We start from the raw sequence: 13,966 nt of genomic DNA on the forward strand, positions 1-13,966 counted from the left end.
AGGTACCGTCCTCTCAGTCCACAGCGAACTGGGAGGAATTGTCATGATCGTGGTGACGGGAGCGACGGGGAACGTGGGACGGCCGCTGGTGCGGGCGCTGGCGGCGGCCGGCGAGCAGGTGACGGCCGTGTCGCGGCAGGTGTCTGCGGCGGACGTACCAGAACGGGTGCGCCCGGTGGCGGCCGACCTGGCCCACCCGCCGGGCCTGAAGGCGACGCTCGACGGCGCGGAGGCGCTGTTCCTGCTGCTCACCGGTGACCTGCTGGCCGGCGGCGCCGACCTCGGCGGCATCCTCGACGCCGCCCGGGACGCCGGCGTACGGCGGGTCGTCCTGCTGTCCTCGCAGGGCGTCGCGACCGGGCGGCACCCCGCCGGACCGGAGGAGGCGGTGACCGGGTCCGGTCTGGACTGGACGGTGCTGCGCCCCGGCGGGTTCCACTCCAACGCGCTGCAGTGGGCCGGGACGGTCCGGGCGCAGCGGCTGGTCGCCGCGCCGTTCGGCGACGTTGCGCTGCCGACCGTCGACCCGGCCGACATCGCGGCGGTCGCCGCCGTCGCGCTGCGGGAGCCCGGCCACGGCGGTGCGACGTACGAGCTGACCGGGCCGGAGCCGATCTCGCCGCGGCAGCAGGCGGCGGCGATCGGGCGGGCGCTGGACGAGCCGGTGCGCTTCGTCGAGCAGACCGCCGCGCAGGCCCGGGCGCAGCTGCTGCGCTTCATGCCCGAACCCGTCGTGGCGGCGACCCTGGGCATCCTGGGCACTCCCTCGCCGGCCGAGCAGCGGGTGAGCCCCGACGTCGAGCGGGTCCTCGGCCGCCCGCCGCGCCCCTTCGCCGAGTGGGCGCTGGGCAGCGTCGACGCCTTCCGCTGACGACCCGGCCACCGGCCCGCCGGGCGGCGCACGGCCGCCCGGCGAGGCGCGGTGCTCAGCCCTGCGGGCGGGGGCAGATGCAGAACGGCTGGCCGATCGGGTCGATCAGCACCACCCAGCGTTCGCCGCCGGGCTGGAACTCCGGCTTCGCCGCGCCGGCCGCCACGAACTCCTTCTCCGCCACCGTGAGATCGTCGACGTAGAGGTCGAGGTGGTAGCGCTTGCCGGCGGTCTCGTCGGGCCAGGCGGGCGGCGCGTAGCCGGGCACCAGCCCGAACCCGATCGAGACCCCGTCCTTGCTGATCATGGCGTATTCGGCCTGGCTGTGGGTGATCTCCCAGCCCAGCACGCGGGAGTAGAACCCGGCGTGGGCGGCCGGGTCGGAGCTGTCGAGGTTGACCATGGCGAGGTCGGCGGTCACTGTCATGCCGGCCAGTCTCCCCGCCGTACCTGACACCTTGTGGCAGGTACGGCGGGGCGTTCTCAGCAGAGCAGGCCAGGTGCCGGTGCGCGTCGGCGGCGATGTCCCCGCGCCGGCGCCGGCGCGCGCCCACAGCCGGGCGGGCGCCTCGGTCTGCGTTGCGCCGACGGTAGACGATGCCGTGGCCGGCGTGACACGGGCGGAGTTCCTGCGCGGGGACGTATCGGGCGCTTACGGTCGAAGCTGATGGGCGGCAGGGAGACGTGGAGCAGGCCGGCCCGGGGGCGCCGACCGGTGCGGACCGGCTTGGTCCTGGGCGGCTTCGGGGTGGGCCTGTGCCTGATCGGGGTGGCCGGCCTCGCCGTGTGGAACGTGCAGGTGGTGATGCAGGCCACCGGGCCGGTGCGGGAGACGGCCGACGGGTTCTTTCACGAGGTGTCCGCCGGCGACACCGACAAGGCGTACGAGCGGTTGTGCAAGGACACCCGCAGCCGGTGGAGCGCGGTCGGTTTCGGCAGTTGGGTGCGGACCCCGCCGCAGGTCAGCGGCTACGAGATAACCGACCTGTCGATCTCCACCCTGCGCGGGCGCCCGCGTGCCACGGTGACGGTGCGGGTGACCCGCGACGGGGGGGCCAGCGAGGAGCGCAAGCTCCCCGTGATCCAGGAGAACGGGAAGTGGCGGGTCTGCGGGGACCCGTTCTGACGTCTCAGCCGCGCGGGCCGAGGTCGCCGGAGCGGTAGTGGCGGCGGCAGAGCACCTGGTAGCGCACGTCGGCGCTGTCCATGGTGTCGCCGATGACGACCTGCTCGCCCTCGCGGACCACCCGCCCGTCGACCACCCGGGCGTTGAGCAGCCCTTCCCGGCCGCACCAGCAGAGCACCTCGACCTGGATGCGGGCCACCTCGTCGGCGAGCTCGAACAGTCGCTGCGCGGCCGGGAACAGGCAGGAGCGGAAGTCGGTGGCCAGGCCGAAGGCGTACACGTCGACGTCGAAGTTGTCGACCAGTTCGGCCATCTGCTCGACGTGCTCCAGGTTGTAGAAGGAGGCCTCGTCGCAGATCAGGTAGTCCACGCGTACCCCCTCGGCCCAGGCGTCGCGGACCAGGTCGCGCAGGTCGAGGGCGTCGTTGACCTCGATGGCGGAGTGGGCCAGGCCGATGCGGGTGGTGACCTGCGGGCCGAGCGACCGGTCGATGCGGGTGGTGACCAGCCCGCGCCGGCCCTGCCGGGCGTGGTTGTAGTTCATCTGCAGGGCCATGGTGGACTTGCCGCAGTCCATCGGCCCCCAGAAGAACTTCAGCGCGGCGGCGTGCAGCGGCCGCCCGTCGACGCCGCGGGCGGCGGCGCAGCCGGTGCGGGTGTCGTCCGGTCCGGGGAGGGGCCGGGCCAGGCAGATCGGGGCGGCAGCGGCGTCGTCGGTCACGTCGGGGCAGCCTAGTCGATCGATCCGCGCCGATCAGGACGGTGCGCGACGGTCGCTACAGCACCCGGGGCGGGGTGTTGCCCGCAGCGACGATCGCCCGCCGGATCGGCACGGCGGCCAGCAGCGCGAACCCGACCACGAAGAAGATCAGCAGTGAGACCAGGCCCACCCGGTAGGAGGCGGTGAGCTGGAACACCAGGCCGAAGGCGAGCGGCCCGAGCCAGCTGGTGCCCTTGTCGCTGATCTCGTAGAAGCCGTAGTACTCGCCCTCCTTGCCGGCGGGGATGAGCTGGCTGAACAGCGACCGGCTCAGCGCCTGGCTGCCGCCCAGGACCAGGCCGATCGCCCCGCCGAGGACCATGAACGGCAGCGGCGCCTCGGCGGGCAGCCGGAACGCGGCGATGATCACACCGGTCCAGAGCACCAGGCTGATCAGCACGGTCTTCCACGCGCCGATCCGCCCGGCGAGCGCGCCGAGCGCCAGCGCACCGCCGAAGGCGAGGAACTGCACCAGCAGGATCGTCGTGATCAGCGTGCTCTGCCCCAGCCGCAGCTCCTTGGTGCCGTACTGGCTGGCCAGGGTGATCACGGTCTGGATGCCGTCGTTGTAGACCAGGAAGGCGAGCAGGAAGAACAGCGTCAGCGGGTACGCCTTGATGTTCCGCAGGGTGTGGCCGAGCTGCCGGAACCCGTCGGTGAGCACGTTGCCGCCGCCGACCCGGGCCGCCGCGGCGGCGGCGGGATGTTCGCGCAGCCAACGCAGCGGCACCAGGGTGAACGCCGCCCACCACACGCCCGCGGACACGATCGACCAGCGGGCCAGGTCGAGGGTGCGCTGCGGGTTGCCCTCCTCGCTGAGCATCGTCACCGCGACCAGGTTCAGCGCGAGCAGCAGGCCGCCACCGAGGTAGCCGATGGCCCAACCGCGGCTGGAGATGCCATCGCGCTCGTCGGGCCCGCCGAGCTGCGGAAGGAACGAGTTGTAGACGACCACGGCCGCGCCGAAGGAGATGTTCGCGACCAGGAACAGCGCCCCGCCGAGCAGGTAGCGCTCGCCGGTGACGAAGGCGAAGGCGGTGGTGGCGCCGGCGCCGGTGAACGCGGCGATGGCCAGCAGCCGCTTCTTGTGCATCGACCGGTCGGCGATCGCGCCCATCACCGGCAGCACGAACACGGTGAGGAAGACCGACAGCGAGATCAGGTACGGGTAGTAGGAGCCGGCGGCGACCCGGATGCCGAGCGGGTGCACGTACCCCTCGCAGCTGTCCGCGCCGAGTTCACAGCCGGCGGCCAGTTCGGTGACGGTGGTGAGGAACGGGCCGAGGAAGACGGTGATGACCGTGGTCTGGAAGGCCGAGTTGGCCCAGTCGTAGAGGTACCAGCCGCGCCGTTCCCGGCGGGTGCTCGACGGGGGCTCGTGCAGGGTCGGGCTGACCGTCTCGGCCATCGGGGTCCTCGTGAGTTCAGGCGGCCCAGTGGCCGCGGCTGCGGTAGACGTCGCGCAGCACGCCGACGTGATCGGTCATGATGCCATCCACGCCGAGATCAAGTAAGTCGTGCATCTCGGCAGGTTCGTCGATCGTCCAGACGTGCACCTGCAACCCGATCCGGTGGCAGTACGCCAGGAATCGCCGGTCGACCACGGGGATGCGCCCGTAGCGGACCGGGACCTGGGCGGCGACCACGGACGGCGGCAGCCGCAGCGACCGTCCGTGCAGGGAGGCCATCCGCAGCCGGGCCACGCCGCGCATGCCGAGGCTGGTGGCGACCTTCGGCCCGGCCAGGGCGCGCAGCCGGGTCAGCCGGGCGTCGCTGAAGGAGGCCAGCAGCACCCGCTCGCCGGCGCCGGTCCGGGTGACGGTGGCGACGGTGGGTTCGACGCCGCCGTCGGCCTTGACGTCGATGTTGAAGTGGATCTCCGGCCAGGCGCCGAGGACCTCGTCGAGGCGGGGCACCACGGCGGCGCCGCCGACGCGTACCGAGGCCAGGTCGGCCCAGCGCAGGTCGGCGATGCGCCCCGGCTCGCCGGTGAGCCGGCGCAGGGTGGCGTCGTGGAAGACCACCGCCACGCCGTCGGCGGTGGCGTGCACGTCGGTTTCGACGTACCGGTAGCCCAGGGCGATGGCGCGGGCGAACGCGGCGGCGGTGTTCTCGTCGCCGTCGGCCGCGCCGCCGCGGTGGGCGAACGCCAGGGGCGCGGGGGCGTCGAGGTAGCCGGAGCGGGGCTGCACGTCCGGCAGTATGACCGCCCGTGGTGGCGCCCGGGTGACCGGCCGGCGATCACCTCGGGCCGGAAGCGCGACGCGACGGACAACCCCCGCTCCCTATCGTTACCTATCCCGCCTATGATGTGGCCTGATGAGTGAAGATATGTACTCGGTGGAGCAGGTGGCCGAGCGGCTCGGCCTGCACCCGCGCACCGTGCGCGGCTACATCCGCGCCGGCCGGCTCCGGGCGGTGCGGATCGGCAAGCAGTACCGGATCGCCCGCGCCGACCTCGACGCGCTGACCGGCCGGCCGCCGGCGGCCCGGCCCGCCGCGGTTCCCGCGGTGGAGGTGTCGAGCATCGTGCAGGTCGACGGCGTCGACCGGGCCGCGGCCGACCGGCTGGGCACCCTCGTCCTGGCCGGGGTGAACACCGTCCACGACCCCGCGCACCCGCTGCGCGTCCAGACCGTCCACGACGAGGAGCGCCGGCGCATGAAGATCGTCATCCTGGGTGGCGCCGCGGCCACCGCCGACGTGCTGCACCTGCTCGACGCCGTCCTCGACGGCGGCAACGGCCTGCTCGCCGGGGAGGCCGCCCATGCCTGACGTGGTGCAGCAGTGGGGGTGCCGGTGCTGGTGTGCGACCCGGCCGGCCCGCCGGTGGCCACCGTGGCGGACGCGTTGGACCTGATCGGCGCGGCGTTCCTCGGCGCCGAGGTGGTGGCCGTGCCGGCGAGCCGGCTCGACCCGGACTTCTTCTCCCTGGGCACCCACTTCGCCGGGGAGATCATGCAGAAGTTCGTCAACTACCGGCTGCGGCTGGCCGTCGTCGGTGACATCTCGCGGCACCTCGCGGCCAGCGCGGCCCTGCGCGCCCTGGTCCACGAGTCCAACCGGGCCGAGCACGTCTGGTTCGTCCCGGACCTCGACGCACTCGACGCGCGGCTGGCCGGGGCGCCGTCGCACCGAGGTTGATCAGGCCAGCCAGCCGGCGGTGATCGTGGCGACGGCGCGGCCGTCGAGGTCGGCGAGCTTCGCCCCGACGAACTGCCGGGCGGTGGTGGAGGTCTGCACGCGCGGCGCCGGCTCCGGGTCGGTCAGGGTGGCGACCACCGCCGCGGCCGCGTCCGCCGGGGACTGGGCGGCCGCGAACGCGCCGGCGGTGCGGTCCAGGTACGCCCGCAGCGCCGGCGCGTACACCCCGGCCTGGGCGACGGCGGCGTCCCGGTCGACGCCGACGTTGGCGACGAACTCGCTGGCCACCGCGCCGGGCTCGACCACGGTGACGAGGACGCCGACGGTCGCGGCGACCGGGGCGAGGGCCTCCATGAAGCCCTCGACGGCGAACTTCGCCGCGCAGTACGCCTCGTTGAACGGCTGCCCGACCACTCCGCCGACGCTGGTGACCGTGACGAGCCGTCCCCGACTGGCACGCAGGTGCGGCAGCGCGGCCCGGCTGACGTGCAGGATGCCGAAGAAGTTGACCTCCATGACGGCCCGTACGTCGTCGACGGTCTCCTGCTCCAGGGTGCCCACGTGCCCAGCGCCGGCGTTGTTGACCACCGCGTCGAGGCGCCCGTGGTCGGCGATCACGCCGGCCACGCAGGCGGTCACCGAGGCCGGGTCGACGACGTCGAGCCGGCGTACCTCGACCAGGTCGGCGACCCCGGCGGCGTCGGCGGCGCGGCGCAGCGCGTCAGCGCGCGACACGTCGCGCATGGTGGCCACGGCGCGCCAGCCGGCCCGGGCCGCGCCCACGGCGATCTCCAGGCCGATGCCGCTGGACGTGCCGGTGATCAGCGCGGTCGGTGCGCTCATGGCTGCCTCCTCCGCGGGACGTGGTGTCCCGGCCCGAAGAGTCTCACCCTTCGCGTTGACTCGAAGGCAAATCAGCCGGCCGTGTGCCGCCGGTGCGATCGGGTGGTCTCGCTGGGGCGGCCGGGGTCGACGTGCCGGGGGCGGTCCGGCTCGTCGGGGCGCAGCGGCCCCAGGTCGTCGGTGATCGCGTCGATGATCCGGTCGGTGGCCCGCCGGGCCGCCCCCGGGGCGCCGGGGGGCAGGTCGGGCAGCACCACCGGGGCGCCGAAGTGCACCCGGATCGTCGGCCGGCGCAGCAGGGCCCGGGCGAGGCCGCGCAGCGCCCCCTTGGGCGCGCGGTACGGCAGCACCTCGTGGGAGCCCCACTGGGCGACGGGGATGACGGGGGCGCCGCTGGCCAGGGCGAGCCGGGCGGCGCCGGTCTTGCCGCGTTCGGGCCACATGCCCGGGTCCAGTCCGATCCGCCCCTCGGGGTAGAGCAGGATCACCGAGCCGCCGGCGACGGCCGCCACGGCGGTGTCGAGGGCCTGGTGGACGGAGGCGCTGCCCCGCTCGACGCGGATGTGTCCGGCCCGGCGCATCAGCGACCCGATGACCGGGGTGCGGAACAGCCCCGCGGTGGCCATGATCCGCGGGGCGACGCCCCGGGCGCGGCAGGCGGCCGCGAGGACCACCGGGTCGAACGGGCTGATGTGGTTGGCGGCCAGGATCAGCGGCCCTCGGCGCAGTTCGGCCGGCACGTCGCCGGTGACCTCGAGGTGGGCCAGCGCGCCGACGATGGCGCGGGCGAGCAGTTGGGCGGCGCGCCAGAGCAGCGGCGGTCGCCACGGGGTCGGGGTGTTCATCAGTGCTGGATGGTCGCACGCGTCGGGGTGAGCGGGGGACCCGATCCCGGTGGCCGGCCGGCAGAGGTGATCAGGGTCATTGGTCCCGGGTGGGGTCGGGACCCCCGGCCCTGCCCAATTCTCTACGACGCCCGGTAGTATTTACTACGTATCGTAGTATGCGCAGCTGGGGGTTTCAGGTGGACGCGTTGGACGTCGCCCGCTGGCAGTTCGGTGTCACCACCGTCTACCACTTTCTCTTCGTGCCGTTGACCATCGGGCTGTCGGTCCTGGTGGCCATCCTCCAGACCCTGTGGCATCGCACCGACGACGAGCGGTACCTCAAGCTCACCAAGTTCTACGGCAAGCTGTTCCTGATCAACTTCGCGATGGGTGTGGTCACCGGCATCGTGCAGGAGTTCCAGTTCGGCATGAACTGGAGCGACTACTCGCGCTTCGTCGGCGACATCTTCGGCGCCCCGCTGGCCATCGAGGCCCTGGTCGCGTTCTTCCTCGAATCCACCTTCATCGGCCTGTGGATCTTCGGCTGGGACCGGCTGCCCAAGCGGGCGCACCTGGCCAGCATCTGGGTCGCCGCGATCGGCACCAACCTCAGCGCGTACTTCATCCTCGCCGCGAACTCGTTCATGCAGAACCCGGTCGGCTACCGGATCAACCCGGACACCGGCCGCGCGGAGCTGACCGACTTCGTCGCCGTGCTCACCAACAAGGTCGCCCTGATCACCTTCCCGCACACCCTGGCAGGCTCGTTCCTGGTCGCCGGGTCACTGATCGTCGCCGTCGGCCTGTGGCACGTGATCCGCAACCGGGACAGCGCGGACACCGGCGCCTACCGCTTCGCCACCAAGTTCGGCTCCTGGGTGGTGCTGGTCTCCTCGGCGCTGGTGCTGTTCACCGGCGACATCCAGGGCAAGATCATGACCGAGGTGCAGCCGATGAAGATGGCCGCCGCCGAGGGCCTCTACACCACCGAGAGCCCCGCCTCGTTCTCCGTGCTCACCGTCGGCAGCCTCGACGGCAGCCGCGAGGTCTTCGCCATCAAGATCCCGTACCTGCTGTCGTACCTCGGCACCGGCGACCCCAACGGCACCGTCCACGGCATCGACGACCTGCAGGCCCAGTACGCCAGCCAGTACGGCGCCGGCAGCTACACCCCGATCATCCCGGTCACCTACTGGAGCTTCCGCTTCATGATTACCTTCGGGATGGCCGCCGCCGCGATCGCCCTGCTGGTGCTCTGGAGCCAGCGCAAGGGTCGCACCCCGACCAGCAGGTGGCTGCTGCGCGCCGGCCTGGTGATGCCCGTGCTGCCGCTGCTGGCCAACTCCTTCGGCTGGATCTTCACCGAGATGGGCCGCCAGCCGTGGATCGTCTTCGGCGAGATGCTCACCCGCAACGGCGTGTCCCGCAGTGTCTCGCTGACCGAGGTGCTCGCCTCCTTCACCGCCTTCACCCTGATCTACGCCACCCTCGCCGTGATCGAGTTCAAGCTGCTGGTCCGCTACGCCAAGGCCGGCGTACCCGACCTCACCCCGGCGCCTGTCGACGACACCACCGACGACGCCGAGCGTCCGCTCGCCTTCGCCTACTGATCCCCGGAGCCCATCGTGGAACTGACGACCGTCTGGTTTCTCCTCGTCGCCGTGCTCTTCACCGGCTACTTCATCCTCGAAGGCTTCGACTTCGGTGTCGGCATGCTGCTGCCCGTCCTCGGCCGCGACGACCGGGAACGCCGCGTCCTGATCAACACCATCGGCCCGGTCTGGGACGGCAACGAGGTCTGGCTGATCACCGCCGGCGGCGCCATGTTCGCCGCCTTCCCCGAGTGGTACGCCACCCTCTTCTCCGGCTTCTACCTGCCGCTGCTGCTCATCCTGCTCGCGCTGATCGCCCGCGGCGTCGCCTTCGAGTACCGGCACAAGCGCCCCGAGGCGTCCTGGAAGCGTCGCTGGGACCGGGCGATCTTCTTCGGCTCGCTGCTGCCGGCGATCCTGTGGGGCGTCGCGTTCGCCAACATCCTGCGCGGGGTGCCGCTCGACGCCGACCACGAGTACGTCGGCGGCCTGCTCGACCTGCTCCACCCGTACGCCCTGCTCGGCGGCCTGACCACCCTCGCGCTGTTCCTCACCCACGGCGCGGTGTTCATCGCTCTGAAGACCACCGGCGAGATCCGCGAGCGGGCCGGCGCTCTGGCCGTGCGGCTCGGCGTCGGCGCCGCCGTGGTCGCGGTGGCCTTCCTGGCCTGGACGCTGACCATCCGCTCCAGCGCCGCCGCCGTCGTGCTCGCCGTCGCCGCGGCCCTCGCCCTGCTCGGTGGTCTGGCCGCCGCCCGGGTACGCCGGGAGGGCTGGGCGTTCGCCGGCACCGCGGTGGCGATCGCCCTGGCGGTGGCGACCCTGTTCGCGGCGCTGTTCCCGAACGTGCTGCCGTCGACCCTGGACGCCGCCGGGACGCTCACCGCGACGAACGCCTCCTCCACCCCGTACACCCTGAAGATCATGACCTGGGTGGCCGTGGTGTTCACCCCGATCGTGCTGGCCTACCAGGGGTGGACGTACTGGGTTTTCCGCAAGCGGATCGGGGTAGTGCACATTCCGCAGCACTGACGAGTCTGCGGGTGCGGGAGGCGGGGCCGGTGCGAGGGGGTCGCACCGGCCCCGCGGGGTGTTCAGGCCATCGCCAGTTCGGCGTCGGCTCGCTGCTTGAGCAGGGTGAGGACGCGTCCGGCGACCTCCATCTCGGCGGCGGGGATGTCCGCGTACAGCCGGGCGGTGATGCCGGCGACCGCGTCGGCGATCCGGCCCTGCCGGGCCCGGCCGACGTCGGTGAGCGCGAGACCGGACCCGCCGGCGGGCAGCGCCCGGAGCAGCCCGGCGTCGGTCAGCTCGGCGAGTGTCGTCCGCACCGCCGACTCGTCGACCTTCAGGGCGCCGGTCATCCGCTGGACGAGGGCCCCGCGCTCGACGGCCCCGCGCTCGACGGCCCCGCCCTCGGCGGCGACGGCGTTGAGCGCGACGGACTGGGCGAAGGTGATCCCCATGGTGGCCAGCTCGCGTTCGAGCACCGCCCGGGTGGCGTAGTGGGCCTGGCCGATGACCTGGCCGGTGAGGACGGGCGTGCGGGACATGGCTGCTCCTTTGTTGGTAGCTCCAACGTTGGTTCGGCCAACATATCAGGAATCGTGGGTAGAGCCAACGGTTGCTGATATGGTCCCCACCATGGAGCCCACCACCGGCCCGGCGGCCCCCGCCCGGCTGCGGACGACCCCGAGCTGGCTGCTCACCCAGACCGCCGCCCACGCCGCCCGCCTGGTCGCCGGCGCGCTCGACGCGCTCGACGCGCGCGGCTACCACTACCGGCTGCTCGCCGCCCTCGACGAGCTCGGCCCGGCCAGCCAGGCCGAGCTGGGACGGCGCTGCGGCATCGACCGCAGCGACGTGGTCGCCGTGCTCAACGAACTCGCCGCGAAGGACCTGGTCCGCCGCGCACCCGACCCCGCCGACCGGCGGCGCAACGTGGTCACCCTCACCACCGCCGGCCGCCGCGAGCTACGCCGGATGGCCGACACCCTCGACCGGGTCCAGGACACCCTGCTCGCCCCCCTGTCGCCGACCGACCGCGGCGAGCTGACCCGGCTGCTCACCACCCTGCTCGACCACCACAGCGGCCGGTAAATCACGGGCCCCGCAAGGAATCCCCTCGCTAGGGTGTGCCGGTGCCCGTCACCGTCCGCGAACTCACCCCCGACGAGCTGACCGACGCCTGGCAGCTCGGCCGGCTCGCGTTCGGCTCCGACCCGCAACCCGCCCCGCACGCCACCGCACCGGTGCCCGGCCTGACCCGCTACGGCGCCTTCGACTCCGCCGGTCGCCTGGTCGGCAAGGCCGTGGACCTGCACCACGAGCAGTGGTGGGACGGTTGCCGGGTCAGCGCCGCCGACGTCGGCGGGGTCGCCGTCGCCCCGGAGGCGCGCGGCCGGGGCGTCGCCCGCGCACTGCTCGGCGGCCTGTTGCGCGGCGCCCACGAGCGCGGCGCGGCGGTCAGCGCACTGTTCCCCACGGTCACCGCCCCGTACCGGGCCTGCGGCTGGGACGTCGCCGGTGTGCTGCGCACCGTCACCCTGCCCACTGCGGCGCTGCCCCGGCACCAACCCGCGCCGCACCTGACGATGCGCGCCGGCGAACCGGCCGACCTGCCGGCCGTGACCGCCCTGTACGAGCGGGTGGCCCGGCACCGCCGCGGCCTGCTCACCCGCGTCGGCGAGCTGTTCACCCGTCCCGCCGACCGTCTCCCGTGCGACGGCCTCACCCTCGTCGAGCACGACGGCAACCTAATCGGCTACGCCGGCTGGAACCGGGGCCGCGGCTACGGCCCCGACGCCGCCCTCACCGTCGAGGACATCGTCGCCGGCACCGCCGACGCCGCCCGCGCACTGATCGGCTCCCTCGCCAGCTGGCACAGCGTCACCCCGACCCTGCGGATCTGCCCGCTGCCCGGCGACGCGGTCAGCGCCCACCTGCCCCTGGAAGCCGCCAGGGAACACGAACGGGACCTGTGGATGCACCGTCCCGTCGACGTGGCCCGCGCCGTCGCCGACCGTGGCTGGGCCACGCACCTGCGTGGCAGCGTCGAGTTCAGCCTCGACGACGACCTCGCCGAGTGGAACGCCGGCACCTGGCGCCTCGAGGTCGCCGACGGCGACGCCCGGCTCACCCGGGTCCCCACCGACGCCGACCTGCGGCTCACCGTCCGCGGCTTCGCCCTGCTCTACTGCGGCGCCACCGATGCCCCGGCCGCCGCCGAGGCGGGCCTGCTCCACCTTCCCGCCGGCGCGGACCCCCGCCCGCTTAACCTGCTCGCCGCCGGGGGAGCAGCCCACCTGCACGACTACTTCTGACCGGCGGCCACCAGCTCCACTCGACGGCGAGCACCGACGGCTGACCCGCCGGGGTCCCGTGCGGCGGCCATGACAAGCCGCCGCACGGGACAACCGTCAGCGGGCCTCGCGCAGCTCCGCCAGCCGCGCCTCGATCTCCGCCAGCTCCGCGCGCAGCTTCTCCGCCTGCTGCTCCGCCTCCGCCCGCTCCGCAGCCATGATCTGTTCCACCGCCTCCTGCACCCCCGGCACGTCCACCAGCGCCACCATCCGCAGCGCCTCCGCCGGCTTCACCACGTACGGCTTCGCGAGCGCCTTCGCGCCCTGCTGCGCCGCCACCGTCCACTCACCCTCGGCGTACGCCAACGTCACCGTCAGCCCGGCCGGGCCCTTCGGCTTCGCCGCCTTCACCGGCCGGCGCGCCGGCTTCGCCTCCACCTGCTGCTCCACCTTCGGCTCCTCCTGACGCGGCGCCGGCACCCGCGGCGTGTCCAACACGAACTCCGGCTCCGCCGGCGCGGCCGGCTCCTCGACCTCCGGCTTCGGCTCCGCCGCCACCTTCCGCCCCGCACCCCGCGGCGCGACCGCCACGTCGGTGGGGGAGAAGGGCAACTCGTCGCGGCCGAACCGCACCACCACGAACTCCTCCGACACCGCCGGATCGGTCAGCTCCACCACCTGGCCGACCTGGCCCGCCATCTGACCCGCCGCCGCCGTGAACACCACCCTCGGCTTACGGCCCGCGGCCAACGCCTCCCGGATGCCTTGCACCTCGTCAGTGGACAAACCCTGGCCCGCCATCACAGCCCTCTTCCGTACATACGTTTGATTGCAGCCTTGATACCAGCCGGCTGCGACACCGCGAAGATCAGGCCCCCAACGCCCGCAACGCCGCGTCCGCGTGCTCGTTCATGCTCAGCTCGCTGTGCACCACCGCCAGCACCCGCCGGTCCCGGCCGATCACGAACGTCATCCGCCGCGTGCTCAACGCCCCCAACGGCAGCCGCCGCCGCATCCCGAACGCCTCCGCCACCACGCCGTCGACGTCCGACAGCAGCGGATAGTCGAACCCGTGCCGCCGGGAGAACTCCGCCTGCTTCTCCACCGGATCCCGGCTGATTCCCACCCGCTGGGCGCCCACCGCCGCGAACTCCGCCGCCAGATCCCGGAAATGACAGCTCTCCGCCGTGCACCCCCGCGTCATCGCCGCCGGGTAGAAGAACAACACCGCCGGCCCCGCCGCCAGGAACTCCGACAACCGCCGCACCGACCCCGTCTCGTCCGGCAGCGCGAAATCGTCCACCAGATCCCCGACACCCACACCCACCGCGCACCTCCGCTGATCGATCCGACGCGGGGAGCCTAGGCGATCATCCGTTGCTGATCCCATCGTCAGGTCTCAGCAATCCGTGCGTTTTCGCATGGAAGGTCCGTAACGGTGTCACCGCAATGTGAGGGTCGCGGTGTCCTGATGACGGTCTCTCGCTTCCGCCTGCCGCTG

General features: G+C 73.0%; 17 protein-coding genes. 8 read left to right on the top strand and 9 right to left on the bottom strand.

Annotation, left to right across the window (positions count from 1 at the left end; all coding sequences use genetic code 11):
- Nucleotides 1-43 precede the first annotated feature (43 nt).
- Nucleotides 44-871: an NAD(P)H-binding protein gene (locus DKT69_RS35160; protein WP_109805677.1), complete on the top strand. Its 828-nt coding sequence runs from the start codon at nt 44-46 to the stop codon at nt 869-871.
- A 55-nt stretch (nt 872-926) separates the two neighbouring features.
- Here the strand turns inward: DKT69_RS35160 and DKT69_RS35165 are convergent, their stop codons facing one another.
- The gene (locus DKT69_RS35165) at nt 927-1,298 is read right to left on the bottom strand and encodes a VOC family protein (RefSeq protein ID WP_109805678.1); all 372 of its coding nucleotides are present in this window, start codon (nt 1,296-1,298) and stop codon (nt 927-929) included.
- Between the two features lie 240 nt (nt 1,299-1,538).
- On the opposite strand from DKT69_RS35165, the gene DKT69_RS35170 reads away from it, so the two are divergent.
- Nucleotides 1,539-1,997 carry an Rv0361 family membrane protein gene (locus DKT69_RS35170; protein WP_109805679.1) on the top strand — a complete coding sequence of 153 codons (459 nt, stop codon included), beginning with the start codon at nt 1,539-1,541 and terminating at the stop codon, nt 1,995-1,997.
- 4 nt (nt 1,998-2,001) lie between these two features.
- On the opposite strand, the gene DKT69_RS35175 is transcribed toward DKT69_RS35170, so the two are convergent.
- The 3 genes from DKT69_RS35175 to DKT69_RS35185 are packed head-to-tail and all read right to left on the bottom strand — an operon-like array spanning nt 2,002 to nt 4,949.
- Nucleotides 2,002-2,718 carry a thymidine kinase gene (locus DKT69_RS35175; RefSeq protein ID WP_109805680.1) on the bottom strand — a complete coding sequence of 239 codons (717 nt, stop codon included), beginning with the start codon at nt 2,716-2,718 and terminating at the stop codon, nt 2,002-2,004.
- A 55-nt stretch (nt 2,719-2,773) separates the two neighbouring features.
- Complete coding sequence (locus DKT69_RS35180) at nt 2,774-4,165, bottom strand: MFS transporter (RefSeq protein ID WP_109805681.1); 1,392 nt, start codon at nt 4,163-4,165, stop codon at nt 2,774-2,776.
- Nucleotides 4,166-4,181: 16 nt separating this feature from the next.
- Complete coding sequence (locus tag DKT69_RS35185; RefSeq protein ID WP_109805682.1) at nt 4,182-4,949, bottom strand: glycerophosphodiester phosphodiesterase family protein; 768 nt, start codon at nt 4,947-4,949, stop codon at nt 4,182-4,184.
- 127 nt (nt 4,950-5,076) lie between these two features.
- On the opposite strand from DKT69_RS35185, the gene DKT69_RS35190 reads away from it, so the two are divergent.
- Together DKT69_RS35190 and DKT69_RS35195 are read left to right on the top strand one after the other, a co-directional pair.
- Nucleotides 5,077-5,532, top strand: a complete 456-nt coding sequence (locus DKT69_RS35190) for a helix-turn-helix domain-containing protein (RefSeq protein ID WP_236648596.1) — start codon at nt 5,077-5,079, stop codon at nt 5,530-5,532.
- Nucleotides 5,533-5,544: 12 nt separating this feature from the next.
- Nucleotides 5,545-5,901 carry a DUF4180 domain-containing protein gene (locus tag DKT69_RS35195; RefSeq protein WP_109805684.1) on the top strand — a complete coding sequence of 119 codons (357 nt, stop codon included), beginning with the start codon at nt 5,545-5,547 and terminating at the stop codon, nt 5,899-5,901.
- Here DKT69_RS35195 and DKT69_RS35200 read toward each other — a convergent pair whose 3' ends face one another.
- Nucleotides 5,902-6,744 (bottom strand): SDR family NAD(P)-dependent oxidoreductase, encoded by an 843-nt coding sequence (locus DKT69_RS35200; RefSeq protein WP_109805685.1) that lies wholly within the window; start codon nt 6,742-6,744, stop codon nt 5,902-5,904.
- Between the two features lie 71 nt (nt 6,745-6,815).
- Nucleotides 6,816-7,589 (bottom strand): lysophospholipid acyltransferase family protein, encoded by a 774-nt coding sequence (locus DKT69_RS35205; protein ID WP_109805686.1) that lies wholly within the window; start codon nt 7,587-7,589, stop codon nt 6,816-6,818.
- 179 nt (nt 7,590-7,768) lie between these two features.
- On the opposite strand from DKT69_RS35205, the gene DKT69_RS35210 reads away from it, so the two are divergent.
- The gene (locus DKT69_RS35210; protein WP_201750022.1) at nt 7,769-9,181 is read left to right on the top strand and encodes a cytochrome ubiquinol oxidase subunit I; all 1,413 of its coding nucleotides are present in this window, start codon (nt 7,769-7,771) and stop codon (nt 9,179-9,181) included.
- 15 nt (nt 9,182-9,196) lie between these two features.
- Complete coding sequence (gene cydB, locus DKT69_RS35215) at nt 9,197-10,195, top strand: cytochrome d ubiquinol oxidase subunit II (RefSeq protein WP_109805688.1); 999 nt, start codon at nt 9,197-9,199, stop codon at nt 10,193-10,195.
- A 62-nt stretch (nt 10,196-10,257) separates the two neighbouring features.
- Here cydB and DKT69_RS35220 read toward each other — a convergent pair whose 3' ends face one another.
- A complete protein-coding gene (locus DKT69_RS35220) occupies nt 10,258-10,716 on the bottom strand; it encodes a winged helix DNA-binding protein (RefSeq protein ID WP_109805689.1) in 459 nt (152 codons plus the stop codon).
- 91 nt (nt 10,717-10,807) lie between these two features.
- Between DKT69_RS35220 and DKT69_RS35225 the strand changes: the two genes are divergently transcribed.
- Entirely contained in the window at nt 10,808-11,263 is a 456-nt protein-coding gene (locus tag DKT69_RS35225; protein ID WP_109805698.1) for a MarR family winged helix-turn-helix transcriptional regulator, read from the top strand.
- Nucleotides 11,264-11,298: 35 nt separating this feature from the next.
- Nucleotides 11,299-12,486, top strand: coding sequence for a GNAT family N-acetyltransferase (locus tag DKT69_RS35230; RefSeq protein WP_109805690.1), 1,188 nt, complete (start codon nt 11,299-11,301; stop codon nt 12,484-12,486).
- 96 nt (nt 12,487-12,582) lie between these two features.
- On the opposite strand, the gene DKT69_RS35235 is transcribed toward DKT69_RS35230, so the two are convergent.
- Nucleotides 12,583-13,266, bottom strand: coding sequence for a hypothetical protein (locus DKT69_RS35235; RefSeq protein WP_109805691.1), 684 nt, complete (start codon nt 13,264-13,266; stop codon nt 12,583-12,585).
- A 67-nt stretch (nt 13,267-13,333) separates the two neighbouring features.
- Nucleotides 13,334-13,792: a peroxiredoxin gene (locus tag DKT69_RS35240; RefSeq protein WP_304598706.1), complete on the bottom strand. Its 459-nt coding sequence runs from the start codon at nt 13,790-13,792 to the stop codon at nt 13,334-13,336.
- Nucleotides 13,793-13,966: the final 174 nt, after the last annotated feature.

Source organism: Micromonospora sicca (genome assembly GCF_003172935.1).
GTDB lineage: Bacteria > Actinomycetota > Actinomycetes > Mycobacteriales > Micromonosporaceae > Micromonospora > Micromonospora sicca.

Excerpts from the sequence above, each read along its gene's own strand:
- DKT69_RS35190 (WP_236648596.1), top strand. The coding sequence starts at position 5,077 with ATGAGTGAAGATATGTACTCGGTGGAGCAGGTGGCCGAGCGGCTCGGC.
- DKT69_RS35160 (WP_109805677.1), top strand. The coding sequence starts at position 44 with ATGATCGTGGTGACGGGAGCGACGGGGAACGTGGGACGGCCGCTGGTG.
- DKT69_RS35220 (WP_109805689.1), bottom strand. The coding sequence starts at position 10,716 with ATGTCCCGCACGCCCGTCCTCACCGGCCAGGTCATCGGCCAGGCCCAC.
- DKT69_RS35235 (WP_109805691.1), bottom strand. The coding sequence starts at position 13,266 with ATGGCGGGCCAGGGTTTGTCCACTGACGAGGTGCAAGGCATCCGGGAG.
- DKT69_RS35165 (WP_109805678.1), bottom strand. The coding sequence starts at position 1,298 with ATGACAGTGACCGCCGACCTCGCCATGGTCAACCTCGACAGCTCCGAC.
- DKT69_RS35200 (WP_109805685.1), bottom strand. The coding sequence starts at position 6,744 with ATGAGCGCACCGACCGCGCTGATCACCGGCACGTCCAGCGGCATCGGC.
- DKT69_RS35180 (WP_109805681.1), bottom strand. The coding sequence starts at position 4,165 with ATGGCCGAGACGGTCAGCCCGACCCTGCACGAGCCCCCGTCGAGCACC.
- DKT69_RS35225 (WP_109805698.1), top strand. The coding sequence starts at position 10,808 with ATGGAGCCCACCACCGGCCCGGCGGCCCCCGCCCGGCTGCGGACGACC.
- DKT69_RS35205 (WP_109805686.1), bottom strand. The coding sequence starts at position 7,589 with ATGAACACCCCGACCCCGTGGCGACCGCCGCTGCTCTGGCGCGCCGCC.
- DKT69_RS35170 (WP_109805679.1), top strand. The coding sequence starts at position 1,539 with ATGGGCGGCAGGGAGACGTGGAGCAGGCCGGCCCGGGGGCGCCGACCG.